The 25035-nt window shown below is 63.7% G+C and carries 21 protein-coding genes; 11 read left to right on the plus strand and 10 right to left on the minus strand.

All coding sequences use genetic code 11. The features are described from left to right. The first annotated feature begins 122 nt into the window (after nt 1-122). From L0U83_RS40910 to L0U83_RS28930, 3 genes are all read left to right on the plus strand, one after another. Nucleotides 123-368, plus strand: coding sequence for a DUF305 domain-containing protein (locus L0U83_RS40910; protein ID WP_373321122.1), 246 nt, complete (start codon nt 123-125; stop codon nt 366-368). A gap of 32 nt (nt 369-400) precedes the next feature. Then, entirely contained in the window at nt 401-1876 is a 1476-nt protein-coding gene (locus L0U83_RS28925; protein WP_233887563.1) for a YncE family protein, read from the plus strand. Between the two features lie 157 nt (nt 1877-2033). Next, entirely contained in the window at nt 2034-2426 is a 393-nt protein-coding gene (locus tag L0U83_RS28930) for a hypothetical protein (RefSeq protein ID WP_233887564.1), read from the plus strand. An 18-nt stretch (nt 2427-2444) separates the two neighbouring features. On the opposite strand, the gene L0U83_RS28935 is transcribed toward L0U83_RS28930, so the two are convergent. Further along, nucleotides 2445-3356: a CHAD domain-containing protein gene (locus L0U83_RS28935; RefSeq protein WP_233887565.1), complete on the minus strand. Its 912-nt coding sequence runs from the start codon at nt 3354-3356 to the stop codon at nt 2445-2447. Between the two features lie 235 nt (nt 3357-3591). Between L0U83_RS28935 and L0U83_RS28940 the strand changes: the two genes are divergently transcribed. After that, nucleotides 3592-3960, plus strand: a complete 369-nt coding sequence (locus L0U83_RS28940) for an NUDIX hydrolase (protein WP_233887922.1) — start codon at nt 3592-3594, stop codon at nt 3958-3960. Between the two features lie 105 nt (nt 3961-4065). On the opposite strand, the gene L0U83_RS28945 is transcribed toward L0U83_RS28940, so the two are convergent. Next, a complete protein-coding gene (locus tag L0U83_RS28945; protein WP_233887566.1) occupies nt 4066-4521 on the minus strand; it encodes a hypothetical protein in 456 nt (151 codons plus the stop codon). A gap of 199 nt (nt 4522-4720) precedes the next feature. On the opposite strand from L0U83_RS28945, the gene pstS reads away from it, so the two are divergent. Further along, nucleotides 4721-5746, plus strand: coding sequence for a phosphate ABC transporter substrate-binding protein PstS (pstS, locus tag L0U83_RS28950; RefSeq protein ID WP_233887567.1), 1026 nt, complete (start codon nt 4721-4723; stop codon nt 5744-5746). A gap of 82 nt (nt 5747-5828) precedes the next feature. Here pstS and L0U83_RS28955 read toward each other — a convergent pair whose 3' ends face one another. Then, nucleotides 5829-6548 (minus strand): response regulator, encoded by a 720-nt coding sequence (locus L0U83_RS28955; protein WP_233887568.1) that lies wholly within the window; start codon nt 6546-6548, stop codon nt 5829-5831. Then, the gene (locus tag L0U83_RS28960) at nt 6541-7995 is read right to left on the minus strand and encodes an ATP-binding protein (protein ID WP_233887569.1); all 1455 of its coding nucleotides are present in this window, start codon (nt 7993-7995) and stop codon (nt 6541-6543) included. The genes L0U83_RS28955 and L0U83_RS28960 overlap by 8 nt, the downstream gene beginning before the upstream one ends. A 233-nt stretch (nt 7996-8228) precedes the next feature. Between L0U83_RS28960 and L0U83_RS28965 the strand changes: the two genes are divergently transcribed. After that, nucleotides 8229-8960 carry a response regulator gene (locus tag L0U83_RS28965; protein WP_233887570.1) on the plus strand — a complete coding sequence of 244 codons (732 nt, stop codon included), beginning with the start codon at nt 8229-8231 and terminating at the stop codon, nt 8958-8960. 195 nt (nt 8961-9155) lie between these two features. On the opposite strand, the gene L0U83_RS28970 is transcribed toward L0U83_RS28965, so the two are convergent. From L0U83_RS28970 to L0U83_RS28980, 3 genes are all read right to left on the minus strand, one after another. Beyond that, entirely contained in the window at nt 9156-10076 is a 921-nt protein-coding gene (locus tag L0U83_RS28970; RefSeq protein ID WP_233887571.1) for a transglutaminase family protein, read from the minus strand. After that, the gene (locus L0U83_RS28975) at nt 10073-12706 is read right to left on the minus strand and encodes a circularly permuted type 2 ATP-grasp protein (RefSeq protein ID WP_233887572.1); all 2634 of its coding nucleotides are present in this window, start codon (nt 12704-12706) and stop codon (nt 10073-10075) included. Before L0U83_RS28975 ends, L0U83_RS28970 begins: the two co-directional genes overlap by 4 nt. A 77-nt stretch (nt 12707-12783) precedes the next feature. Further along, nucleotides 12784-16254 carry a transglutaminase family protein gene (locus L0U83_RS28980; RefSeq protein ID WP_233887573.1) on the minus strand — a complete coding sequence of 1157 codons (3471 nt, stop codon included), beginning with the start codon at nt 16252-16254 and terminating at the stop codon, nt 12784-12786. A gap of 194 nt (nt 16255-16448) precedes the next feature. Between L0U83_RS28980 and L0U83_RS28985 the strand changes: the two genes are divergently transcribed. Continuing rightward, nucleotides 16449-17522, plus strand: coding sequence for a zinc-binding metallopeptidase family protein (locus L0U83_RS28985; protein WP_233887574.1), 1074 nt, complete (start codon nt 16449-16451; stop codon nt 17520-17522). A gap of 37 nt (nt 17523-17559) precedes the next feature. Here the strand turns inward: L0U83_RS28985 and L0U83_RS28990 are convergent, their stop codons facing one another. Next, on the minus strand, nt 17560-19032 hold the full coding sequence (locus tag L0U83_RS28990) for a circularly permuted type 2 ATP-grasp protein (RefSeq protein ID WP_233887575.1): 1473 nt from the start codon (nt 19030-19032) through the stop codon (nt 17560-17562). Nucleotides 19033-19177: 145 nt separating this feature from the next. Beyond that, complete coding sequence (locus tag L0U83_RS28995) at nt 19178-19837, minus strand: glutathione S-transferase family protein (protein WP_233887576.1); 660 nt, start codon at nt 19835-19837, stop codon at nt 19178-19180. A 315-nt stretch (nt 19838-20152) separates the two neighbouring features. Between L0U83_RS28995 and L0U83_RS29000 the strand changes: the two genes are divergently transcribed. Further along, on the plus strand, nt 20153-21502 hold the full coding sequence (locus L0U83_RS29000) for a polyhydroxyalkanoate depolymerase (protein ID WP_233887577.1): 1350 nt from the start codon (nt 20153-20155) through the stop codon (nt 21500-21502). Between the two features lie 10 nt (nt 21503-21512). Here L0U83_RS29000 and L0U83_RS29005 read toward each other — a convergent pair whose 3' ends face one another. Beyond that, nucleotides 21513-21950, minus strand: a complete 438-nt coding sequence (locus tag L0U83_RS29005) for a cupin domain-containing protein (RefSeq protein ID WP_233887578.1) — start codon at nt 21948-21950, stop codon at nt 21513-21515. A gap of 249 nt (nt 21951-22199) precedes the next feature. On the opposite strand from L0U83_RS29005, the gene L0U83_RS29010 reads away from it, so the two are divergent. The 3 genes from L0U83_RS29010 (at nt 22200) to L0U83_RS29020 (ending at nt 24985) form a co-directional block, all read left to right on the plus strand. Beyond that, nucleotides 22200-23312, plus strand: a complete 1113-nt coding sequence (locus L0U83_RS29010; RefSeq protein WP_233887579.1) for a BMP family ABC transporter substrate-binding protein — start codon at nt 22200-22202, stop codon at nt 23310-23312. Between the two features lie 26 nt (nt 23313-23338). After that, nucleotides 23339-23875 carry a nucleoside deaminase gene (locus tag L0U83_RS29015; RefSeq protein WP_233887580.1) on the plus strand — a complete coding sequence of 179 codons (537 nt, stop codon included), beginning with the start codon at nt 23339-23341 and terminating at the stop codon, nt 23873-23875. A gap of 342 nt (nt 23876-24217) precedes the next feature. Next, nucleotides 24218-24985, plus strand: a complete 768-nt coding sequence (locus L0U83_RS29020) for a ParA family protein (RefSeq protein WP_233887581.1) — start codon at nt 24218-24220, stop codon at nt 24983-24985. Nucleotides 24986-25035 lie beyond the last annotated feature (50 nt).

The following is a 25035-nucleotide window of genomic DNA, read 5'->3' on the forward strand; positions in this document are numbered from 1 at the left end:
GAGCAACGGCGTGCGGCGCGGCCGTGCTTTCTCTGGCTGGTCTATGCGCCACGCCGTCGAGTGACGCGGGATCTTCCCGCGATAGCGAAGAAGGCTTGTTTCTTTCGGAAAACGATGCGGCCATGACGAAGATGATGGCCGGGATGGCGGCCGGGCCCACGGGCGATATCGACCGCGATTTCGTCGCAACGATGATTCCGCACCACCAGGGCGCGATCGACATGGCCATGGCGGAACTGCGGCATGGCCACAACGAACAGTTACGCAGGATTGCTCAGGAGATTGTGGTCGAGCAACAGCAGGAGATCGTCGCCATGCGGCTCGCGGTGCATGACTCGATCACGACGCCGGCTCCGATGTCCCACTAATCCGCTCGCGTTTCGACGCAGGAGACAACGTCATGAAATACCACTCCATTCTCGGCGCGGGCATGATTGCCGCATCGCTTGCTGCCGCTACGCTCGCGCAAGCGGGGCAGGTCCCCGGAACGCTCGCGGCTGCCGATATTCCAGTCAGCCATCGGGACCGCGTCTATTCGTCTGATCAGTTTTCGAACACCGTTTCGGTCATCGATCCCGCCGCCAATCGTCTCATCGGTGTCATCCGGCTCGGGGAGCCGACCCCGGCCAACTTCAGCCCGCTCTATCACGGTCAGTTGCTCGTGCACGGAATGGGTTTTTCTCCCGATCACCGCACACTCGCCATTGTCTCTATCGGCTCGAATTCGGTGACGTTCATCGATACGCAAACCAATTCAATCAAGCATGTGACCTATGTGGGCCGCTCGCCTCACGAAGCTTTTTTCACGCCCGACGGCAACGAAGTGTGGGTAACCGTGCGCGGCGAGAATTACGTCGATGTGCTCGACGGTAAGACCTTCGAAGAGAAAACGCGCATTGTCGTGCCGGCCGGGCCAGGCATGCAGATCTTCTCGCCGGATGGAAAGTACGGATACATCTGTTCGTCCTTCAACCCGGAAACCGATGTCGTCTCGGTCGCCGATCACCAGATCGTGGCCAGGGTCACGCAGGCGAGCCCGTTCTGCCCGAACATAGCGGCCACGCCGGATGGCCGGCAGGTCTGGTTCACGCTCAAGGATGTGGGCAAGACACAGGTGTTCGACGCACGGCCACCGTTTGCGCTGCTGAAAACGCTCGATACCGGACCGATCACCAATCATGTGAACATCGTGCAGAATGCCCACGGCATGTTTGCGTACGTCACGGTGGGAGGCCTGAACCAGATCAAGGTGTTCCGTACCGACGACTTTTCGCAGGTGGCGACCATTGCTGTTGGCAGCTTGCCGCACGGCATCTGGCCGTCTGGCGACGGCACGCGTGTCTACGTGGGCCTCGAAAACGGCGATGCGATGACGGCGATCGACACGCTGACCAACAAGGTCATCGCCACCGTACCGGTCGGCCAGGCGCCACAAGCCGTGGCGTATGTGCCCGACGCCGTGCCGGACGGCGACGGCACGGCCAACACGCAGCCGCTCGGCGCGGCGGGCGAGGCGACGCACGTGACGCTGATTCCGGTGGGTGGCGCGGCAGCCGGGCATGGCAATGCGCCCACTTCGGTGGCGTTGTTCGATCAGGGCTTGCTGCAGGTCCTGCAGGCTGCGGTCACCGGGTTGCAGGCGGGTCAGCCGTATTTCCTCGGTCTTTCGGACCATGCCGACGGCAGTGGCCGCATTGACGTGCTCGCGAGTTTCAAGACTAATCCGGCCGGCTCGGCGATCGTCAACACGCTGGGCCAGATTCGACAGGTCGTCACGCCTGGCACGCCGGGCGCCGCCGATCACCGCCGATACCTCGTGATCGCGCCCAATGTGGGCGGTGCGCCCGGACCGGCAGTGCAGGTCCAAGCCTTGTGAGTGTCACGCCGGCATCCCGTTCGTCATTTCGAGTTCCTTAGTAAAAAGGTGGGGGCACTGTCTGTTTGCCCACGTAAAGCGCCTCCTGACGCTTGACGCCTGCTTTTGCGAGAAGCTAACTGACAGTGATCGACACCCGAAAAAAAGAGGTGAAGAAATGACAGCTTCCCGCAATCTGGCTAACAGCCAACTTGCAGTCCTTCTGCTGGTTCTTCTGGCGCATGGCGCAGCCAGCGCCGCTGGCGGTCGCGCGGCGCCACCCGCTTCGCTCAGCTTCGAGCCGAGCGAGCTTTCGACGGACTGCATCGACCGGGAATATCGTGGGAAAAACGCCAAACTGGGTCTCGACTACACCGACCTGATCAACAATTGCGGCGCGTCGGTCATCATCACGTGGCAGTCATTCAACAACGGCGCGCCGCAAACGGAAGGCGGCGGAATGGGGCAATCGCAATGCTTGCCGCCGGGCGGTTCCATCACCACGGCATCGCGCGAGAGGCTCGGTATGCCGAGCGAGAACTTGCCTGTTAGCGTCGTGACCTGCCAGTGATGGCGCGGTGGCGCACGCTCAGCCAGATATGGCCTTCACTCTTTGCGATGCCACTTGTATGTGTTGGCACTTCTTTCTTTCCAGCCATTGCAGTGACTTCTCTACGACGTCGGCTGGAACCTCGTCGAATGTCGTGTTGCGGATCAAGGTCTCGCTTGCGGCAATGTCGTTGAACTCCCCCAGCATCTTTTGCACGGACGTCAACTCCTTGAGGGTGCGTTCGTGCTCGCCCTTGATGACGGGCTGAAAAAACTCGAGCAGATAGCGCAGCTTCTTACCTGCCTTGCGCACGTCATGGAGATTTTCCTCGTGGCCGACCTCGCTTCGCACGGCGCGCCTGCTGCGCTTTCGAAGCGTGCGTTGTGCCATACGGACTCGCTTTTTCGCGAACGCGTTTATCGGAAGATCATTGCAGCACGATTGCAGCGTGGTTTGCGCACGAAGTACGGTGTCATTCAGAAATGCCTCGACGGCGTCGCTTTTGATCAGCGCCTGGCTATGCGCCACCGCCTGTGCGCGCTTCTCACGCGCGGCGGTCACGAGTAGTTCGATGGATGCGTCCGACTTCTGCGCGGTTCTCAGGAGATCGCCTGCGATGTCCCAGTCGCGCGTTCCGCCTGCGACGGTAGCCAGACGCTTGAATTCGTCGCTGGCTTGCGCGGTGGCTTCCTCGCCGAGCCAGGGGGAGTACGCCCAATACAATGCGCGAAGTTTTCTGAAAGCCACACGAAGCTGATGAAACGCTTCAGGGTCGGCTTCTGTCGATAGCGCTTTCGTTCTTTGCACCGCCTCGATGACGACTGGCATGGCCAATGACGAAAAGGTGCTGGCGATTGAGGTCTTTCTGGCGAGCGACGCATCGGAGCGTCGCCGATCGATACCGAAGAGAGTGCGCGGCCGTGGCAACGGCCAGTCACCGTCCATATCCATTGCAGCCTCGAGTCTGACAAAAAATATGATTGGCCCAAACCATACCATAAGGGCTGACGGCAATCTGAACTTTATGACGGTTTGATGAAATGTTGAAAATATGGCGAGTTGACCGCCAAGGCGCTCCAAGCAGGTTGAACTTCTGATTTTCTGTATTACGATGCTTACCTAAGTCAGGCGTTGCAATACGGATGCATCGAGATGCGCCCCCTTGGGAACGAAGTGGGAGTTCGAGTTGAAGAAACGGGCCACCGTGATTTGTCGCAGAGGTAAGCGAATTCTCCTGGTAGCACGCAGTCAGTCGAAGTGGGTACTACCGGGCGGCATGTTGAAACGCGGCGAGCAACTTACGGAAGCCGCGTTACGAGAACTCAGGGAGGAGACCCGGCTCGCCGGCAAGGCAGCCAGGTATCTGTTCGACATTCGCGGCAAGCAGAAGCACCATCACGTGTTCTCCTGCGAAATACCCAGGCAAGCCAAGGCACGGCCGAGTAGCGAGATATCGAGGTGTCGATGGGTCCACCTCGACGACATCCCGCGCCTGATCACCAGCGGCCCAACGAACGATATCCTGCGGATGATCAACCAGCGGCGCAGGAAGTAACACCACACCCTTCGTGGTGACGCATTGAACGCTCACGGCGTTCAATGCGGATGCATCTGCCTTCCACAGGCATCGCCCCAGTCCCTCGCCAGCACTTCGCGCGCATCACGCGTTTTCGTCGCCTTTGGCCGGGCGGCCCGTCTTCACGGTTTCAAGCGCTGCGATCGCAGCCAGTAGCCGCTTCTGTGGGGCCGATTCCAGCAATTGCAGGCCGGCGCGCAGAAGTTCGCTCTTTCTCACCGCAACGCCGGCTTCGAGGCACTTGCGCTTGAGGAGGGCGATGCGTTGATAGTCCGTCTTGGGCATGGTGAAACTGTCGCGCACGACTTTATCCTTCTTCACGCGCTTGGTCTTGACCTTCTCGGCAGTTGCAGGAGCCGGCGCCTCTGCTGCGACGCTCGCAGGCGTCGCCGCTTTGGATGCGGCCTTTTTGCGGCTGGACTTGGGCGTCTGCGCTGCCTCAGCCGGCTTGCCCGCTTCGCCCTGTTCTTCCTCGGTTGCGGGTGATTTCGGGAAGTGGAACGCCTTTTTTGTGGGCTTGCGTGTGGTCGCTACAGTCATGTCGATCTCCCTTCTGAAAACTGTATAAACAGTATATACGGTTTACGTCGATATTCCACGTATGCCTCCACACGCATGTCCTCTGAATGATCACGTCGCCATCCATAAGCCCACTTCGGCCATCGATTGCAGTGTCACCCGATCGTCACATTACGAACGTAACTTCCAGCGCATCAATAACGATTTTAAGGAGTACGGGATGAAAGTCAGTCTATTTGCGATTGTCATTCTCGCGCTGGGCACGGGCATCGCCCAGGCTGCGGATATCACCGGTGCGGGCAGCACCTTCGCGGCGCCGATCTACACGAAATGGGCGGACGCGTATCAGAAGTCGGGCGGCGGCAAGGTGAATTACCAAGGCATTGGTTCGTCGGGCGGCATCAAGCAGATTCAGGCCAAGACCGTCGACTTCGCGGGCTCGGACGCGCCGCTGAAGGATGACCAGCTGGCCAAGGACGGCCTGTTCCAGTTCCCGACGGTGGTCGGCGGTGTCGTCCCGGCGATCAACGTGCCGGGCGTCAAGGCCGGCGAAATCACGCTGTCGGGCCCGGTGCTCGGCGACATCTACCTCGGCAAGATCAAGAAGTGGAACGATCCGGCCATCGTCGCGCTGAACCCCAAGGTCAAGCTGCCTGACCTCGACATCGCCGTGGTGCGCCGCGCCGACGGGTCGGGCACCAGCTTCATCTGGACGAACTACCTCTCGAAGGTCAACCCCGAGTGGAAGAGCAAGGTCGGCGAAGGCACGACCGTGAACTGGCCGACGGGTACGGGCGGCAAGGGCAACGACGGAGTCGCAGCCTTCGTGCAGCGTCTGCCGGGCGCGATCGGTTACGTCGAGTGGGCGTACGCCAAGCAAAATCACATGGTCTATGCGTCCATGAAGAACGAAGCGGGTGCGGTCGTTCAGCCGAGTACCGAAACGTTCAAGGCAGCCGCCGCTGGCGCGGACTGGAAGAAGTCGTTCTACCAGATCCTGACGAACGAGCCGGGCAAGGACGCATGGCCGGTCGTCGGCGCGACCTTCGTGTTGCTGCACACCGCGCAGGAAAAGCCGGACCAGGGCAAGGAAACGCTCAAGTTCTTCGACTGGGCCTTCAAGAATGGCTCTTCGGCCGCCGATAGCCTCGACTACATTTCGCTGCCGGAATCCGTCGTCAGCGAAATCAAGTCGCAGTGGAAGGAGAAGGTCAAGGACGCGAGCGGCAAGCCGATCGCGCCGTAAACCAAAATGGCATGCAGGCGCGCGCGAAGTACCGCGCGCGCCTGCGTTCAGCCACGCTTTTGGTCTTGCGCAATTACCCACATCATTCGCCGGCAGGCGCGATCTCCAGGCGATAACCCACACCGTAGATCGATCGAATCATGTCCTGCTCGGGCCGGATCGACTGGATTTTGCGCCGCAGATTCTTGACGTGCGAATCGATCGTGCGGTCGGCGACCACACGGTGATCGTCGTATAGCGCGCGCAGCAGAAAGTCGCGCGCGTAAATGCGGCCCGGGCCCGAATGCAGTAGCGCAAGCAAACGAAATTCGATGGGCGTGAGGTGCAGATCTCGACCGTCCAGGCGCGCGGCGTGTTGCGCAACATCGATCGAAAACGGCGATGGCACGGCGCCTTCTGCTTCTTCGCGCGCCCGCGCAAGCAACTCGGCGCGACGCAGGATTGCCTTGACACGCGCCACGACTTCACGCGGACTGAACGGCTTGCACACGTAGTCGTCGGCGCCCAGTTCGAGCCCGAGCAAACGGTCGATTTCGTCCACGCGCGCCGTGATGATCATCACGGGAACGGCGGAGAACGTACGAAGTTCGCGGCACACGTCGAGGCCGCTGCGTCCGGGCAGCATCAGATCGAGCAGCACCATCGACGGCTGTTGTTCACGCACGTAGGGCACGACTTCCCGGCCGTCCGAAATGATCGTCGTGGCGAAATCCTCCTTTGCCAGGTAGTCGGCGAGCAGGGCCGCGAGTTTCGGCTCGTCTTCGACTATGAGTACAGATGGCCGCATGGTCGGATCAATCATGATGCGTGCGTAGGCGAGGAAGTTGAACCAGGATCCGCAGCCCGCCAAGCGGGGAGCGCGATGCCTCGATGGTGCCGCCGTGTTGCTCCACGATGTGCTTGCACAACGCGAGTCCGAGACCCGCGCCGCCGCTTTGACGGCTGCGCGATGGATCGACTCGGAAGAATCGATCGAACAGGTGGGGCAGCAGCGGCGCGGGGACCGGCGGGAACGAGTCTTGAACGTCGACGTATATGTCATTGTCGTTCGACGTGACCGAGAGCCGCACGCGGCCGCCTGCATTGGTGTAGCGCAGTGCGTTCTCCAGAAGGTTTTTCCAGAGCTGCGTGAGGCGATAGGGATCGCCCGAGAGCGTTGCGTGAGCGTCGCCGGGATCGAACTCCAGCGTGATTTGCCTCGCAGCGAGGCGCTCGCGAAAGACGTCACATGAGGCTTCCACGATCGGTACGACGTCGAGCGGCACTTTTTCGAACGAAAGCTGGCCGATGTCCGCTAGCGAAAGTTCGTAGAGGTCATCGATCAACTGGTTGAGCATCGCTACTTCGGACTGCAGAGAAGCGATGGTCGCCGCATCGGGCCGGCGCACGCCGTCTTCGATCGCCTCGAGTTCGCCACGTAGCACCGAAAGCGGCGTGCGCAGCTCGTGCGAAATATCGGCGATGAAATCGCGCCGGTCGCTTTCGGCTTTTTCGAGCGACGCCGCGAGCCGGTTGAAATCGCTCGCGAGCATTTGCAGTTCGTCGCTGCCTTTGGCTGGCACACGCGTGGCGTAGTCGCCGCCCGCGAGGCGATGCGTGGCCGTGACGATCCGCTTGATCGGCGTGAGCAGCGTGCGCGCGAGGATGATCGACACGGCAGCGGAGAGCAACGCGGTAAAGCCCACGATGATCCACGTCGCCTGCATCTGGCGGTCCTTGAAGCGCCGCTCCGCCTGATTGATGAGCGAGGTGGGTCCCGCCATCGCGATCCAGCCAACCGTTTGACCGTTGACGCGCAGTGGATGGCGTACGGCCTCGGGTGGTGGGGGCGGGCCCGCGCGCGTGACGAGCTTCATGTGCGCGTCGTAGAGCGTGTAGGGCGGGTGGAACGTTCGCGAGTGCTCAGCAAAACCGGGGGCGAAGGGTCCACCGTTGCCGCCATCGTCGTGGAAGCCGCCCGGCGCGTCGGGCGGGCGGCCGTCACCCGGCGGCTCGCCTGTCGGCGGTCCGACATCGAACGGCGGCCGGTCTTGCGTGTGCTCGCGAACGAAATCCCAATTGCCATGCTGGGCATACGCGGCTTCCAGTTCCTGCTGGCGCGCCGCCAGATCGCTCGCACCTTGCTCCTGCAGAAAATCCACGAAGCCATATTCAAAACTCGTCCGGATGGCGATGCCCATGGCCACGGCAGCGAGCACGCAGGCCGAAAGAATCGCGAGGAAGAGCTTGGAGGTGACGCTGACTTTCATGACGGGTTCAGCAGAAGGCAATCAACGAGAGTGCGGATATATTCGGCACTATTTTCGCCTGAAGCGTACCGCAAGGTGTGCGTGGCTCGGCCGAATCCACACTTTCTCCAGATTTCCCCTCTTTTTCCTGCACTGTTGTTCCGTATGATCCGCTGCAGATCGAAGCGCATCCATGCCGTTCGTGCGCGGGATCCGGATGGAATCACCTGCATGGCAGAGGAAGGGGCAGATCGATGGACATTCACGTGCTGCTTGTCGAACCCGATCAGGCGTATCGGGACGACCTGCGTACTTATTTGCAGCGTCAGCAAATTGCCGTATCGGTGCTGTATGGCGTCGAACGGCTGGAGCAGCGTCTCGCGCGAGAAACGCCTTCGCTCATCATCCTGCGGCACGATGCGCTCAAGATCGACGGCATTGCATCGCTACGCGCGCTGCGCGAACGCGGGTGGCTGACGCCCGCGATCATCGTGAGTCATTCCGCCGACGTGGCCGACAAGGTGCTCGCGTTCGAATTCGGCGCCAACGACTATATGGTCGATCCTTTCGATCCTCGCGAGTTACTCGCGCGCTTGCACCACGCGTTGCGCTGCAAGATCGATTTTCCCGCGTCACCACGCAGGGAAACGAAATACGTCTTCGACGGGTTCGAACTCGATGCAATCGACAATCAACTGTTCAGGGACGGCCGCAAGATTCCCGCACCACCTCTCGTCCTCGCCGTGCTCGCGGTGTTCGCCGCGAACCGCCTGCGGCCGCTCTCGCGCGAGCGCATTGTGAGCATGATCGATCGCAATTCGTCGCTCCACGCACGCAGCGTCGACGTGGTCGTTTTCCGTCTGCGCAAACTGCTTGGGCTGTCGCCTTGCGGCCGCCAATATATTCAAACGCGTTACCGGGATGGTTATGTTTTCTGCCCCGACGACGCGCTTCCCGATCTGGACCAGGCGGGGGCCCGTGGATGAAAAAAACCCGGCGTGTTCGCCGGGTATGCAAAGGGTTGGAGGTAAAGCACCGTTCATCCGCGATCGAGGCTTTCCGCGCGATGTCAGGTGAGACCAGCGTAGCAGGTAACGTTGTCTTCTTGAACTTCGGAAATATTGCTATTTCTTAACGTGTAATGGCTTCTGTCGCGACGCTGGATCTGAGCGCGGCGGTCATCAATCCGCGCTCACATTGACCGCCACATCCACCTGATGCGCGCCGCCGCCAAGAATAACCCCGCGCAGTAGCGACACGTCGGAGTAATCACGGCCGATGGCGAGCGTCACGTGGCCCTGATCGGCGAGCACGTCGTTGGTCGGATCGAGATCGATCCAGCCGGCGGACGATGCAGGCGGTGCAGAGGGTGCGGACGGTCCCGAGGGCACATAGAGCGACACCCACGCATGCGAGGCATCCGCGCCGATCATCGGTGCCGCACCTTCGGGCGGGTCGTTGCGCAGATAGCCGCTCACATAGCGCGCCGCGAGCCCGATCGAGCGCAGGCAGCCGATCATCACCTGGGCGAAGTCCTGGCACACGCCGTGGCGCAGTTCGAATGCGCGCGCGGCGGGCGTGTCGAACGCCGTTGCCGAGGGCAGGTACTCGAAGTCGGTATGGATGCGATGCATCAGGTCGATCGCGCCGGCCAGAACGGGGACGCCGGGTGTGAAGCTTTCCAGCGCGTAGGCGCGCAATTCGGGCTGCAAGGCGATATTCGGCGAAGCGAAGCAAAACTCCGACTCCGCATGAAACGCCCCGCCCGCCGTGTAGCGCAGCATGCGCTCGACGTCTTCCCAGGCCGGTGTCGCGGCGATATCGAGGCAAGCGTAGCGCGGCGTGAGCAGCACGCTCGTCTCGCTTGTCATTTGCAGATAGTCGTGCGGAGCGTCGAACGAGAAGTAGAGGACCTCGTTGCCGAAGGCATCGCGGCGGCTCGTCTGATACGACGGCGAGGGATCGATCCGTTCACGGTGTGCGAGCACGCGCTGCCACGGCAGGTCGAGCGGACGAATCGTCGCGAGATGCTGCGCGGTCTCGACGAGCGTCGAATATCGATAGGTCGTGCGGTGCGTGACCGCGAGGCGCGCGCCGTTCATGACCACACCTGCGCGGCGAGCGGCACGGCGTGGCTGAACCAGCGTGCGCTGATCTCGTTCGACATCACCGACATGCGCTCGGCGAGGCTGTCGCATAGTGCGGTGAGCGCTGGGTAGCGGCCGTCGTCGCCGGGCTCGCAAAGCGCTTCCAGCGTGGGCAGCGCCTCGATGGGCGCGAGTTGCGAGGCGAACGGCTCGCGCCTGGGACCGCGCGAGGCCTGGGCGATTTCGTCGAGCCGCGCGCGCAGCCGCGCATAGACGCCATAGAGGCCGCGCGGATTGGTCGGGTCGGTCACGATCACGTCGAGCAGGGCGGGTACTTCCAGGCGCCCCGGATAGAGCGAGCGATACGTGAGCGTGCTGTCGAACAGTTGCAGCAGTACGTCGAAGCCCGCGGGCGTGGCGAGCGTGCGTTCGTGCGCGGCGATACGCAGCATGGTGGCGAGCGTGGCCACGCGTTCGATATGACGTCCCGCGAACAGCAGGCGCCAGGCTTCGTCGCGGGTCATGCGGTCGCCCTGGCAGCCGCTGATGGCGCTCAGTTGCGTGGCGAGCGCATCGAGCGCGCCCATCAGCCCCATGCGGTCGTACGGCGTGGGACGCCTGAACTCGATGGTGGTGCCGTTGCGCGCAGCCGCTGGCACGAGCGAAAGCGCGCGGAGCGCGTCACGGAAGTCGTTGCGCGAGGCCAGCACGGTGCGCCAATGGTCGTTCGAAAGTCGGCCGCGAATCTCGCCGCATGCGTACGCCTGGCTCGCGAGCGTGCGGCCGATTCCCGTTGCGCCCGCATTTTCGTGCAGATTGGCGACGAGCGCGCGTTCGAAGTCGTCGAGGCTGCGGCGCGCTTCATCGCCCGTGGAGGCCACGAGCCCATTGGCGGCGGCCAGTTCGATGAAAGTGCCGAACAACTCTTCGGCGTCGCTGCCTTCGAGCGAGCCGAGAATCAGCCGGCACAGGCGTACACCGTTTTCGGCGCGCTCGCCGTAACGGCCCGCCCAGAACAGGTTTTCCGCCGCGCGGCTCGGCACGCGGCGGCGCTCGCGGCGTAGCTCACCGGGCTTGATCGGGCTCGGCAGGAGCGTGAAGGTCGAACCGGGCTGGCTCGACATCACCCAGGTATCCACGCTGCTGCCACCCATCTGCATCGATACGGATTCCTGATGTTCTGCAGCCAGGCGCGTAAAGCCGCCAGGCAGCACGCGCCAGCCGCATTCCTGGTCGGCAATTGCATAGACGCGCAGGACGGCCGGCCGCGCGCCGAGCATGCCGGCGCCATTCTCATAGCGCGGCGTATAGCTATAGCGCATCGGCTGCTGCACCGTGAAGGCGTCGGGCAACTGCTCGATGCGCTCGCGCCAGTCGGCGAGCGTTTGCATGCCGGCGGCGAGTCCTGGCGGCGCGGACGACGCGTCCTCAGCCACAGGCCATGTCGGCACGAGCAGTGCCTCGGGCACCTGTGCGAGCGCATCGCGCCAGGCCGCATCTTCGCCGCACCACCAGGTCGCGATGCCCGGCAGCGCGAGTTCCTCGCCGAGCAGCGCCTGCGCAATGCCGGGCATGAAGCCGTGCAGCGCGGGCGATTCGACGAAGCCGGCGCCCGGCACGTTCGAGACCATCACGTTGCCCGCACGCATGACCTGCAGCAGCCCCGGCACGCCGATCGTCGAGTCGGCGCGAAGCTCGACCGGGTCGCAAAAGGTGTCGTCGAGTCGGCGCAGCACCGCGTGCACGCGCTCCAGGCCGTCCAGCGTCTTGAGGTACAGCATATCGTCGCGTACCGTGAGGTCCTTGCCCTCGACGAGCGTGAGGCCGAGGTAACGCGCGAGAAACACGTGCTCGAAGTAGGTCTCGCTGAACGGCCCCGGCGTGAGCAGCACGATATGCGCGGACGCGCCGCTCACGCTGCGCTCTTCGGCGCTCATGATCGCGCGCGCAGCCGAGGCGAGTGTCGCGACGAGTTGCGAATAGGAGGGCGCGAGACGGTGCACCCGCATGGTGCGAAACGGCTCGGCGAAGAGGCTCGAGACGATGAGCCGGTTTTCGAGCAGATAGCCGAGGCCCGAGGGCGCTTCTGTGCGGTGCGAGACGACGGTCCACTGGCCTTCGGGCGAGCGCGCGAGGTCGAGGGCGACGATCTGCAGGTACTGACCTTCGGGCGGCACGAAGCCTTTCACGGCGCGCAGATAGCCGGGATGGCCGAATACCAGCGCGGGCGGCAGCAGGCCGCGCGCAAGCAGCGTTTGCGGCCCGTAGATATCGGCGACGATCTCGTTGAGCAGGCGCGCGCGCTGCGCGGCGCCGCGCTCGATCTGCGCCCATTCGGCTTCGTCGATGATGAACGGCAGCACGTCGAGCGCCCACGGCCGCGGACCGCCCGCGTCCGCGTAGACGTTATAGGTGATGTCGTTCTCGCGTACCTGGCGCGCGACCGTGGCCGCGGCGCTGTCGAATCCCGCCACGCCTGGCTTGCCGAGCAGGCCGAAAAACTGCCGCCACGGCTCGCGCAGCTCGCCTTCTGCGGTTTGCAGCTCGTCCCAGTGCCCGGCGCGCACCGGCAGCGTGCGCAGCGGCGCGCATGCGTCGTCGTCGCTGGCGGAGGAATCGAACGGCAGGGTGGATTGGGTCGGCAAGATCGTAGGTCGTGGCAGCGCGCCTCGTTCGCGAGGCGCGCTTTCGGTTAGGGCTCTTGACGGGTTATCGGCCGCAATCAGCCGCGGCGTAGATCCAGTGTGAACGGAAATTCGAGGCTGCGCTCGGGCGGCGCCACTTCCACCGTCCCCGGCGTGTGCCCGGTCGTGAAGAAGCGCGCGCGGCGGCGGCTTTCGGCCTCGTAGGCGTTGACTGGAAAAGTCTGATAACTGCGGCCGCCAGGATGCGCAACATGATACTGGCATCCGCCGATCGCGCGCGCGCTCCAGGTGTCGACGATATCGATCGTGAGCGGCGCATGCACGCCGATGGTCGGATGCAGCGCCGCCGACTGCTGCCACGCGCGAAAGCGCACGCCCGCCACGCTCTCGCTGACGCGCCCGGTGGGCTGAAGCGGCAATGCGCGGCCGTTCACGCTGACGGTATGGCGGCTTTCGTTGATGCCGAGCACGCGCACTTCGAGCCGCTCCACCGACGAGTCGACGTAACGCACCGTGGCGCCGGCCCCGCCTTCTTCGCCCATCACATGCCACGGTTCGAGCGCATGGCGCACCGAGAGCGCAATGCCACCCGTCTGCAACTCGCCCACGAGCGGGAAGCGGAATTCGAAGTGCGGCGCGAACCACGCGGCATCGAGCGCGAATCCCGCACTGGACGTTTCGGCGAGCACGTCGTCGAGGTCCATTTGCACGAAGGTCGACAGCATGAAGCGGTCGTGCAGCTCGGTGCCCCAGCGCGTGAGGCGCTGCGTGTACGGCGTTTTCCAGAAGCGCGCGACGAGCGCGCGCAGCAGCAGTTGTTGCGCGAGGCTCATGCGCGCGTGCGGCGGCATTTCGAAGCCGCGCAGTTCGAGCAGGCCGAGGCGCCCGGTCGGGCCGTCGGGCGAGTAGAGCTTGTCGATGCAGAACTCGGCGCGATGCGTGTTGCCCGTCACGTCGATGAGGATGTTGCGCAGCGTGCGGTCGATGAGCCAGGGCGGCACGCGCGGGCCTTCGTCGAAGGGGCTCCCGAAGCCGCGCAGCACATCGACCTGACGCTGGATCTCGGCGAACGCGACTTCCAGTTCGTAGACCTGATCATTGCGCGCTTCGTCCACGCGCGGCGCCTGGCTCGTCGCCCCGATGAAAAGGCCCGAAAACAAATACGAAAGCGACGGATGGTTGTGCCAGTAGGCCACGAGGCTCGCGAGCAGGTCGGGGCGGCGCAGGAAAGGGCTGTCGGCGGGCGTGGCGCCGCCGAGCACGAGATGATTGCCGCCGCCGGTGCCGGTGTGCCGGCCGTCGAGCATGAACTTCTCGGTGGAGAGCAGCGTTTCGTGCGCGGCCTGATAGAGGAATTCGGTGCGCTCGACCAGTTCATCCCAGTTCGACGACGGGTGGATGTTCACCTCGATCACACCGGGGTCGGGCGTGACCTGGAGCATTTTCAGGCGCGGGTCGCGCGGCGGCGGATAGCCTTCGATCACGACGGGCAGCGTGAGGTCGGCGGCGGTGGCTTCGACTGCGGCGAGCAGGGCGAGGTAATCGTCGAGTTCGGCGAGCGGCGGCATGAAGACGTGCAACTGGCCTTGCGCGCGGCCCAAGGATGCGGCTTCGGCTTTCGGCCCTGCGGCGCGCGCCGGGTCGCGCGCTTCGACGCACAGTGCGGTGCGGTGGATCCAGGCGGCGGATTCGCCGCGCTCGGGGTAGCGGTTTGCTTCGGCTGCGTTGGCGCTTCCCGCGATTTCCGCGCTTCCCCCGTGCCGCGATTGCGCGGCTGCGTCAAAGCCCGCCTCGTACTGCATGCGCAACTCGGCCGCGCTGCGCAGCGGCGCCGGTGCGGCGAACGGATCGCGCGTGTGCTGCCACGGGTAGTCGGCCGCCGCAACCCAGGGTAGCGCATCGAGCGGCAACCGGTAGCCCATCGGCGAGTCGCCGGGAATGAGGTACATGCGCTCGTCGCGGAAGAACCAGGGGCCGCTCACCCAGCGCGGGCCCCGCAAGGCGGGTTGAGCCGCAGCAGGCTCGCCGCGCTCGCACGCGAGCGGCAGCACGTATCCCGTCACGGTGTCGAGGCCCGAGTCGAATACGCGGCGCAGCCGCATGCGCTCCAGTTCGTCGTCGAGGCGCGAGTCGAACGGATCGACGTTCACGGGCAGGCGGCGCTCGCGCCACAGGTAATACCAGGTGTCCTCGTAGCCCGGCTGCACGTGCTGGGGATCGACCGCGAGCTTCGCCGCGAGGTGCGCAATGAAGCGCTGTGCGTCCTGCGCCGTATGGCGGGTGAGCGAGCGCTCGTCGGCGAAGAGCGCGGGATCGCGCCAGCAGGGCTCGCCGTCCGTGCGCCAGAAGAGCGAAAGCGCCCAGCGCGGCAACTGCTCGCCCGGATACCACTTGCCCTGGCCGATATGCAGAAAGCCGAGCGCGCCATAGTGGGCCCGCAACTTGTCCATCAGCGCGATGGCATAGCGGCGCTTGGTCGGGCCGAGCGCGTCGGTATTCCATTCGGGCGCGTCGCGGTCGCCCGCGGCCACGAAGGTCGGCTCGCCGCCCATCGTGAGGCGCACGTCCTGGCCGGCGAGCGCGGCGTCCACCTGCACACCCATCGCGTGCATGTCGGCCCATTGCGCTTCGGTGTAGGGCTTGGTCACGCGCGGCGTTTCGAGCACGCGCGAGATCGACATCGAATGCGAGAACTCGACTTCACATTCGTCGAGCGCGCCCGAGATCGGCGCGGCGCTGCCGGGTTCCGGCGTGCACGCCACCGGAATATGGCCTTCGCCCGCGAGCAGTCCCGAGGTCGGATCGAGCCCGATCCAGCCCGCGCCCGGCAGATAGACCTCGCACCACGCGTGCAGGTCGGTGAAGTCGGACTCTGCGCCGCGCGGGCCGTCGATCGCCTTGACATCGGGCGTGAGCTGCAGCAGGTAGCCCGAAACGAAGCGCGCAGCGAGCCCGAGCTGGCGCAGCGTCTGCACGAGCAGCCAGCCCGTGTCGCGGCACGAGCCGCAGCCCTTTTCCAGCGTTTCTTCGGGCGTCTGCACGCCGGGCTCCATACGGATCAGGTAGCCAATTTCGCGTTGCAGGCGCTGGTTCAGATCGACGAGAAAGTCGATGGTCACGCGCGGCGTGCGGTCGATCGACTCGACGAACGCGGCGAAGCGCGGCGTAGGCTCGCCGCGCGCGGCCCATGGCACGAGATACGGCGCGAGTTCGGCGGCCAGCTCGGGCGCGTAGGTAAACGGAAAGCGCTCGGCGCTCGGCTCGAGAAAGAAGTCGAACGGGTTGTACACCGCCATTTCCGCGACCAGATCGATCGTGACGCGGAACTCGCGCGTCGGCTCGGGAAACGCGAGCCGCGCCTGGTAGTTGGCGAACGGGTCCTGCTGCCAGTTGACGAAATGACCGGCGGGCTCCACGCGCATCGAATACGAGAGGATGGGCGTGCGGCAGTGCGGCGCGGGGCGCAGGCGCACCACGTGAGGCGCGAGGCTCACGAGCCGGTCATAGCGATACTGCGTGACATGGTTTAACGCGACACGGATGGACACACCCGACTCCTCGATCGACGTGGATGGAACGGCGCAAAAGCGGGGAAGCGGCGCACGGCGCAGCGTGCGTATGATGCAGACGGCGCGAGTGCGGGATGTGACAGCCGGGGCGACAACGGCGCCACGCGCGTGCGAGGCACGCCGCGTGCTGCGCGAGGTGCTGCGGCCCGCGCGGCCATCACAGGAGTGCGGCCATGAAGACCTTCCACTGCGACCACTGCAATCAGCTGGTGTTTTTCGAAAACGAGCGCTGCGAACGCTGCGAGGCGCGCCTCGGCTACGTGCCGCAGACGGGCGAGATGCACGCCTTCGGGGACGCCGGCGAGGGCCGCTGGCGCAGCCTGAATGCGCAGGAAGAAGGCGCGCTCTTTCGCCAGTGCCACAACTACGCGATCGAAAACGTCTGCAACGGCATGATTCCGGCCGATTCCGAGGACACGCTGTGCAGCGCGTGCCAGTTCACGCGCACGATCCCCAACCTCTCGCAGCCCGAAAACCGCCTTTACTGGTATCGCCTCGAATCGGCCAAGCGGCGCCTGCTCTACACACTGGGCGCGCTCGGCTTGCCGCTCGTCACGCGCACCGAAGACCCGGAACATGGTCTGCAATTCGAGTTTCTCGAAGCAACGGGCGATGGCCAGCAGATCATGACGGGCCACGATCACGGCCTCATCACGATGAATATCGCCGAGGCCGACGACGCGCATCGCGAGCGCACTCGCGTCTCCCTGCACGAGCCGTATCGCACCTTGCTGGGGCATTTCCGTCACGAGGTCGGCCATTACTATTTCGACCGTCTCATTGCGCAGGAGCCAACCGGGCGCTGGCTCGAACCGTTTCGCCGCTGCTTCGGCGACGAGCGTGCCGACTATGCCCAGGCGCTCGCCGCGCATTACGCCGAGGGCCCCGCGCCCGACTGGGCCGAGCGCCACGTGAGCGCGTATGCGTCGGTGCATCCGTGGGAGGACTGGGCCGAGACGTGGGCGCATTACCTGCATATCGTCGATACGCTCGACACGGCCACGGCCTGCGGCCTCGCGCTGCTGCCAGACAGCCCCGACGAGCCCACGCTGGTCGACCAGACTCCGGTGGACGAGGCGAGCTTCGACAGCCTCATGGCGCGCTGGTTTCCGCTCACCTACGCGCTCAACAGCCTGAACCGCAGCCTCGGTATGCCCGACGGCTATCCATTCGCGCTGCCAACGCCTGTCATCGACAAATTGCGCTTTGTTCATCGCGTGATCTCGGCTTCGTCTTCGCGGTCGTGAACGCCCACGCGCCGCTTGAGTTCGTTGATGCGCCGGCTCAGCGCTCGAGCACCCAGGTGTCCTTCGTGCCACCGCCCTGCGAGGAATTGACCACGAGCGAGCCTTCGCGCAGCGCGACCCGCGTGAGGCCGCCCGGCACCATGCGCACTTCCTTGCCGGAGAGCACGAACGGCCGCAGGTCGATATGGCGCGGCGCGATGCCCGTTTCGACCCAGGTTGGGCAGGTGGAGAGCGAGAGCGTAGGCTGCGCAATGTACTTGTCCGGGTGTGCGACGAGCGCCGCACGAAACGCCTCGATTTCGGCGCGCGTGGCAGCCGGACCGATCAGCATGCCGTAGCCGCCCGCGCCGTGCGCTTCCTTCACGACCAGTTCCGGCAAATGGTCGAGCACGTATTGCAGGTCGTCGGTCTTGCGGCACATCCACGTGGGCACGTTCTTGAGCAGCGGTTCCTCGCCCAGATAGAAGCGCACCATGTCGGGCACGTAGGGGTAGATCGACTTGTCGTCGGCCACGCCCGTGCCCACCGCGTTGCACAGCGTCACGTTGCCCTTGCGGTAGACGTTCATGAGGCCCGCCGCGCCGAGCGTGGAGTCGGAGCGGAAGACGTGCGGATCGAGAAAGTCGTCGTCCACACGCCGGTAGATCACGTCCACGCGCTGCGGGCCCTGCGTCGTACGCATATAAAGATGATCGTTCTCGACGAACAGGTCCTGGCCTTCCACGAGTTCGATGCCCATTTGCTGCGCAAGGAACGCGTGCTCGAAGTACGCCGAGTTGTACGTGCCCGGCGTGAGCACCACGACGGTCGGGTTGTCGGCGCCGGAAGGCGCGGCGGCGCGCAAGGTGTCGAGCAGCAGGTCGGGATAGTGCGCGACGGGCGCCACGCGATTGCGCACGAACAGATCGGGAAAGAGCCGCATCATCATCTTGCGGTTTTCCAGCATGTACGAAACGCCGGAGGGCACGCGCAGGTTGTCCTCCAGCACGTAGAACTCACCCTCGCCGGCGCGCACGATATCGATGCCCGCGATATGGGCATAGATGCCGTGCGCGACGTTCACGCCCTGCATCTCGGGGCGGTATTGCGCGTTGTGCAGGATCTGGTCGGCGGGCACGATGCCGCGCTTCACGATCTCCTGCTCGTGATAAATGTCGTGGATGAAGCGGTTGAGCGCATTCACGCGCTGGCGCAAACCGCGCTCGAGCGTGTTCCACTCCTGGCGCTGGAAGATGCGCGGGATCACGTCGAACGGAATCGTGCGCTCGGTGCCGGCGCCCGTTACGTCCTTTTCGCCGTACACGGCGAAGGTGATGCCCACGCGCCGGAAGATGGCATCGGCTTCGACGCGCTTCTTGAGCATCTGCTGCTCGCTCTGGCTGCGCATCCATGTGAAGAATTCGCGGTAGTGGGCGCGCGGCTCGCCGGCCTGCGCGAACGCCGAGGCGGCGAGGCCGCGAACGTCGAATTCCCCGTGCTCGAACATCTCGTTGAAGAATGTTTGCATCATGTGCGTTTTTCCGTCCGCTTCTCTTTTGCGCTGCTTTTTGCGCGCTTCTTCATACTGTTCGGTATTCGGGCTGCATGGGGGTGACGCAACTTCCATGCCGATGCCGGGGCATCGCGTCATGCTCGATCTTGGTGCGCAGTGACGCTCAGAACTCCATATCGAGTTCGTCGATGTCCTCGGTTTCCGACTGGGCCGCCGCGATCCATTCAGCGACGTAAGGCTGCTTGAGTATGCGCATGCAGTAGTCGCCGATGTCGGGGTCGATCGGCACGTCGTAAGTTAGCAGGCGTGTGACGACGGGTGCATACATCGCGTCCGCCGCGCCGATCTCGCCGAAAAGCCAGGGGCCGCCATACTTTTGCAGACATTCGCGCCAGATAGTCACGATACGCCCGATATCGTCCTGCGCGCGCGACCAGACGCGAAAGTTCGGAAAGTGGCCGCGCAGGTTCATCGGCAGCGCCGAGCGCAATGCGCTGAACCCCGAATGCATTTCCCCGCAGACCGAGCGGCAGTGCGCGCGCGCCGTGCGGTCCGCAGGCAACAGTTGCGCGTGCGGCTGGATTTCGTTGAGGTATTCGCAGATTGCGAGCGTGTCCCAGACCGTGATGCCGTCGTGGCGCAGGCAGGGAACGAGAATGGAAGGCGAGAGCAGCAGCAGCTCGGCACGCGCGGCCGCGTCGTCGAGCGGCACCGTTACCGTGTCGAATTCGAGTCCAGCGAGCTTGGCGAGCAGCCAGCCGCGCATGGACCACGACGAATAGTTCCGGCTGCTGATCGTCAGGGTCGTATTCGTCTGATCCATAGGGCGCTCCAGAACAGTAAGGACACAGTGGCCATGCGCGGGAAGCCGCGTGCACCGAATGCGCGCATCGCCCCGGTATGCACCGCTCGCGCCACTCGCCGCACTACATTGCGGCACGCGGCAAGGCGCAACCGGCGCTTTGCGCGAAGCACTCGCGCCCTGCCGCCATGGCGAGGCACGCAGGCCACGGCGCGCGTGCCCGCGCACGCATGCCGCGCCATGCCGAAAAGGTGCAAGCACTGTGCCAGTAAACGCTTCTGGCATACGTATTGCCTGCTTCAGCTTCGCGTTCACGACAAATGAGAGCCGTGCCCAATGAACCTGCTTGCCTATCTGGCCTATCAGACGTTCGCGGATGTGACGAGGTTCGGGCGCGCCAGCGCGTCGTTCTCCCGCGCGGCGATCGCGGCCTGGCCCGCGCTCGCGTGCGGATTCGACGCGCGCTATCTCGATGCATGGTGGGAGCAGATCGAGCTTGCCGGGCTCTCACACGCGCGGCCGCCGTTTGAAATCGATGTCGTGGAGGTGGATGGCGTGCGCACGCCGGTGACCGAGGCCATCGTCAAGCGCACGCCGTTCGCCTCGCTGCTCCACTTTCGCAAGGACGTCGCCGTGCCGCAGCCGCGCGTGCTGCTCGTAGCTCCAATGTCGGGGCACTTCGCGACCCTGCTGCGCGGCACCGTGCGCACCATGCTCGCCGACCACGACGTCTATATCACCGACTGGCACAACCCACGCGACGTGCCCTTGTCGGCGGGCCGCTTCGGTTTCGACGAATATGTCGAGCACGTCATGTCGTTCATTCGACGGATCGGCCCCGATGCGCATCTGGTGGCGATCTGCCAGCCGACGGTCGCGGCGCTCGCGGCCGTATCGCTGATGGCCGCCGACAACGATCCCGCGCAGCCCGCGAGCATGACGCTGATGGCAGGGCCGATCGATTGCCGGGTGAATCCCACCAAGGTCAACGAACTCGCCAACAGCAAGCCGATCACGTGGTTCGAGCGCAATCTCATCAGCGCGGTGCCAGGCGGCTTTCCCGGCGCGCAGCGTCGCGTGTATCCGGGCTTCGTGCAGCTCAGTGCGTTCATGTCGATGAACCTGGAGCGCCATCTCGCCTCGTTCGAGGAGATGCGCCACGAGCGGGCGAAGGGCGACCCCACGCGAGCCGATGCGCTCAATGTGTTCTATCGCGAGTACTTCGCCACGTCCGATCTCGCCGCGGAGTTCTATCTGGAAACGGTCAGTTCGGTGTTTCAGGAATACGAACTGCCGCTCGGCAAGCTCAAGGTGGGCGAGCGCCTCGTCGAGCCGCACGCGATCCGCCGCACCGCGCTGCTCACCATCGAAGGCGAGAAGGACGATATCTGCGCGGTGGGCCAGACCGTTGCCGCCCATGATCTGTGCCGGGGGCTGCGCCCTTACATGAAGACGCATCATGTGCAGACGGGCGTGGGCCACTACGGCGTATTCAACGGCCGCCGCTGGGACACGCAGATTTATCCGCTCGTGCGCTCGACCATTCACGACCACGAGCCGCGCGCGCGGCGCATCGCGGCTTCGGAGGCGCCTGGCGACGATCAGGTGACCCTGCGCGCGCTGCTCGACGCCGAGGCGCATGCCGCAACGGCGATCAGCCGCGCCGCCGAAACGCAGCCCAAATAGGGCGAGCGCGCTAGATCGCGGGGCTCGCTTGCCAGGACGCCGGCGCGGGCACGGCGCAAGGCGCTTCCACGTCGATCGATTTGAAGTCGGCGGGGCTCACGATTTCGAGGTACTCCATGTCGGGCGAGTAATCGAAGAGATAATGGGCGATGCCCGGCGCCTGATGCACGCAGTCTCCCGCTTCGACGAGGGTTTCCTTGTCGCCGTACATGAAGCGCGCCCAGCCCTTGAGCATGATGACGATATGAAAATCTGCCTCATGCCGGTGCCAGCCCGTGCCCAATTCCGGCGCAAGATTTGCCCTGACGAGTTGCGCGACCACCTTGCCGTGCGTCGCTTTGGCGATTCCCAGGTCTCGATAGACAAAGAAGTCGCGCAGCCCGCCGTCCGTGAATGACGTGTCCTGCGGCTTGACGTGCGAAAAGTCCGTGGCGAATGCGGTTTGCATGACAGGTCTCCCGTGCGCAAAGGTTGAAGGGGCAACGGGTTTGGCAAGCACGACGCGTTCCAGCGTGAAGCCCTGGACGTTCGCGGTGCTTCCGTCATGCGTTGAGGGTTATATCGATTCTGTTATCCATCGCATAATGAATCGAAATTTCGGCCTTAATTTTGGCTTACCACTATCTCCGCTGGCGCGACGTCAATCGGCGGAGAACCGCCGCGTCGCGTCCTTCCCAATCCCTGTTTCGGAGACCTCATGGCAACAAAACTCGCTTGCGCGGCGGCGCGCTCACTGCGCCTTGTAGCGACGGTATGCGCGGCGCTCGGCGCCTGTGTCGCGGTGAGCCCAGCGGCCACCGCGGCGGCCCCGATGGGCGTCGCGTTCGTCTATCTCGGCAACCCCGGCGATGCAGGCTGGACCTATGCGCACGAACAGGGCGTGAAGGCGATCGAAGCGAAGTTCGGTGACCAGATCAAGGTCACGCGCGTGGAGAACGTGCCCGAATCGGCCGATTCGGAGCGCGTGTTCCGCGATCTGGCGAGCAAGGGCAACAAGATTATTGTCGGCTCGAGTTTCGGTTTTCAGGACTTCGAACTGAAAACCGCAAAGGATTATCCCGACGTCGTATTCGAGCATGCGACGGGATACAAGAAGGCCACGAACTTCGCAACCTATGACGTGCGCACGTACCAGAGCGCGTATCTCGCCGGGCTAGTCGGCGGCTATACGACGAAGACGAATACGCTCGGTTTCGTCGCCTCGGTGCCGGTGCCGGAAGTGGTGCGCAACATCAACGCCTTCACGATGGGCGCGCGTTCAGTCAATCCGAATGCGAAGGTCAAGGTCATCTGGATCAATAGCTGGTTCGATCCGGGTAAGGAGAAACAGGCGGCCGAAACGCTGATCGGCCAGGGCGCGGACGTGCTGATCCAGAACACCGATTCGACGGCGACGATGCAGACCGCCGAGCAGAAGAAAGTGCACGCGTTCGGTTGGGACTCCGATATGAAGAAGTTCGGCCCGAACGCCCAATTGGGCGCATGCGTGAGCTACTGGGGCGTGTATTACTCTCACCTGATCGAACAGGTGCAAGCGGGCACGTGGACCAACGCGCCAACGTGGTGGGGTCTCAAGGAAAAAGCCATCGACCTCGCCGACATCAACACGACATCCGTGTCGCCTGCCGCGCAAAAGGCGCTCGCGCAAAAACGCGACGACATCATTGCAGGCAAGTTCGATCCGTTCGCGGGGCCGATCAAGGATCAGAGCGGCGTGATCAAGGTGGCCGCCGGCACGTCGCTGCCGGACGCCGAGTTGCTGCGGTTGAACTGGTTCGTACAGGGCGTGGACGGCGCGTTGCCGAAGTAACACCGACAACAAGGAGGAGACACACTTTGAGCCTGACCATTCCCCCGCAACAGGACACATCGGCGTTTCCCGAGCAAGGGCTCGCGCCAACGCGCGAACAGATCGTGCGCCATTTGCGTCACGCAAGCCGGATCGCGGAACGCGCGACACTGTTGGGCCATCACCCGTTTGGCGCCATTCTCGTCGGGCCCGATCAGGAGTCGGTTCTCATCGAACAGGGCAATGTCGATACCGTCAATCATGCGGAATCGGTGCTAGCACGCACCGCCGCGCTCAACTTTACGCCGCAATACCTGTGGGGCTGCACGCTCTATACGACGGTCGAGCCGTGTTGCATGTGCGCCGGCACGGCCTACTGGGCGAACATTGGGCGCGTCGTTTTCGGCATGACGGAAGAGCGGCTGCTGCAAGCCACGGGCGATCACGCGGAGAATCCGACGATGAGTGTGTCGTCGCGGTATGTCTTCGACCATTGCCAGAAGCGCGTTGACTTGATCGGGCCCGTGGCCGCGGTTGAGGAAGAAGTGATGCAGGTGCAACGCAGGTTTTGGGGGCATCGTTGAGCGCGAGTCTTTGGGGCGTAATCATATGAAATTGCGCTTTAAGTCACCTGACCTATGCTTAACGCACCGGCTTACGTTTGAACAGGAGAAAAGCAAATGAAAGCTCGACGCGTTTTTGCAGCCCTGTTGGCGGTATCACTTGTCTTTGCGCTTCCGGCGACCGCGAGTTACGCATGCGACGGGAGTGGTTATAACCAGCCAAACGGCACGGGTAAATGAAGCGGTCGTATAACTAGCCGCTGGCCAGGAAAACCGCCACCAAAAATCCTTTTTGCACCGCCGCATCGGGTATGCTGAGCCCATCCGTCTCATTGAGTTGACGAGAAATAGGGGAGCGAAGACATGCGGCGTGTGGTGTTCAATCAGAAGGGTGGTGTAGGCAAGTCAACGATTGTTTGTAATCTCGCGGCGATCAGCGCGCATGAGGGGCAGCGTACGCTCGTCATCGACCTCGACGCGCAGGCAAATTCGAGCCAGTACCTGCTCGGGGCCGCTTCCACCGATGCGAAGCCCAACGTCGCGGATTTCTTCGAAACCGCGCTGACCTTCAGCTTCAAGCCCATCGACGTCACGTCGTTCATCCATTCCACGCCCTTCGAGAATCTGGACGTGATGCCCGCGCATGCCGATCTCGACACGCTGCACGGCAAGCTCGAGTCGCGCTACAAGATCTACAAGCTGCGCGATGCGCTCAAAGAACTCGACATGTACGATGCGATCTACATCGACACGCCGCCTGCGCTGAACTTCTACACGCGCTCCGCGCTGATCGCGGTCGAGCGCTGCCTCATTCCATTCGACTGCGATGACTTCTCGCGCCGCGCACTCTACACGCTGCTCGAAAACGTGAAGGAGATTCAGCAGGATCACAATGCCGCGCTCACCGTTGAAGGCATCGTCATCAACCAGTTTCAGCCGCGCGCGAGCCTGCCGCAGAAACTTGTCGATGAGCTCGTCGAGGAAGGGTTGCCGGTGCTGTCGTCGCGGCTGTCGTCGTCGGTGAAGATTCGCGAATCGCATCAGCAGGCCAAGCCCGTCGTTCACCTCGATCCCGCGCACAAACTCACGCGCGAATTTGTCGCGCTCCATCAGGAATTGAGCGGGGCTTGAAGGGCAAGGGCGGACATCACCGGTTTACGCCCTCTGCGGAGTGTGCAAGT

The sequence above is a fragment of the Paraburkholderia flagellata genome, assembly GCF_021390645.1.
Taxonomy (GTDB): domain Bacteria; phylum Pseudomonadota; class Gammaproteobacteria; order Burkholderiales; family Burkholderiaceae; genus Paraburkholderia; species Paraburkholderia flagellata.

What these genes read in the sequence shown, in the direction of transcription:
- L0U83_RS28965 (WP_233887570.1), top strand. Translation starts at nt 8,229, where the DNA reads ATGGACATTCACGTGCTGCTTGTCGAACCCGATCAGGCGTATCGGGAC.
- L0U83_RS28990 (WP_233887575.1), bottom strand. Translation starts at nt 19,032, where the DNA reads ATGATGCAAACATTCTTCAACGAGATGTTCGAGCACGGGGAATTCGAC.
- L0U83_RS28995 (WP_233887576.1), bottom strand. Translation starts at nt 19,837, where the DNA reads ATGGATCAGACGAATACGACCCTGACGATCAGCAGCCGGAACTATTCG.
- L0U83_RS28935 (WP_233887565.1), bottom strand. Translation starts at nt 3,356, where the DNA reads ATGGATATGGACGGTGACTGGCCGTTGCCACGGCCGCGCACTCTCTTC.
- pstS (WP_233887567.1), top strand. Translation starts at nt 4,721, where the DNA reads ATGAAAGTCAGTCTATTTGCGATTGTCATTCTCGCGCTGGGCACGGGC.
- L0U83_RS28930 (WP_233887564.1), top strand. Translation starts at nt 2,034, where the DNA reads ATGACAGCTTCCCGCAATCTGGCTAACAGCCAACTTGCAGTCCTTCTG.
- L0U83_RS40910 (WP_373321122.1), top strand. Translation starts at nt 123, where the DNA reads ATGACGAAGATGATGGCCGGGATGGCGGCCGGGCCCACGGGCGATATC.
- L0U83_RS28925 (WP_233887563.1), top strand. Translation starts at nt 401, where the DNA reads ATGAAATACCACTCCATTCTCGGCGCGGGCATGATTGCCGCATCGCTT.
- L0U83_RS28970 (WP_233887571.1), bottom strand. Translation starts at nt 10,076, where the DNA reads ATGAACGGCGCGCGCCTCGCGGTCACGCACCGCACGACCTATCGATAT.
- L0U83_RS28955 (WP_233887568.1), bottom strand. Translation starts at nt 6,548, where the DNA reads ATGATTGATCCGACCATGCGGCCATCTGTACTCATAGTCGAAGACGAG.
- L0U83_RS29010 (WP_233887579.1), top strand. Translation starts at nt 22,200, where the DNA reads ATGGCAACAAAACTCGCTTGCGCGGCGGCGCGCTCACTGCGCCTTGTA.
- L0U83_RS28945 (WP_233887566.1), bottom strand. Translation starts at nt 4,521, where the DNA reads ATGACTGTAGCGACCACACGCAAGCCCACAAAAAAGGCGTTCCACTTC.
- L0U83_RS28960 (WP_233887569.1), bottom strand. Translation starts at nt 7,995, where the DNA reads ATGAAAGTCAGCGTCACCTCCAAGCTCTTCCTCGCGATTCTTTCGGCC.
- L0U83_RS29005 (WP_233887578.1), bottom strand. Translation starts at nt 21,950, where the DNA reads ATGCAAACCGCATTCGCCACGGACTTTTCGCACGTCAAGCCGCAGGAC.
- L0U83_RS29000 (WP_233887577.1), top strand. Translation starts at nt 20,153, where the DNA reads ATGAACCTGCTTGCCTATCTGGCCTATCAGACGTTCGCGGATGTGACG.
- L0U83_RS29020 (WP_233887581.1), top strand. Translation starts at nt 24,218, where the DNA reads ATGCGGCGTGTGGTGTTCAATCAGAAGGGTGGTGTAGGCAAGTCAACG.
- L0U83_RS28985 (WP_233887574.1), top strand. Translation starts at nt 16,449, where the DNA reads ATGAAGACCTTCCACTGCGACCACTGCAATCAGCTGGTGTTTTTCGAA.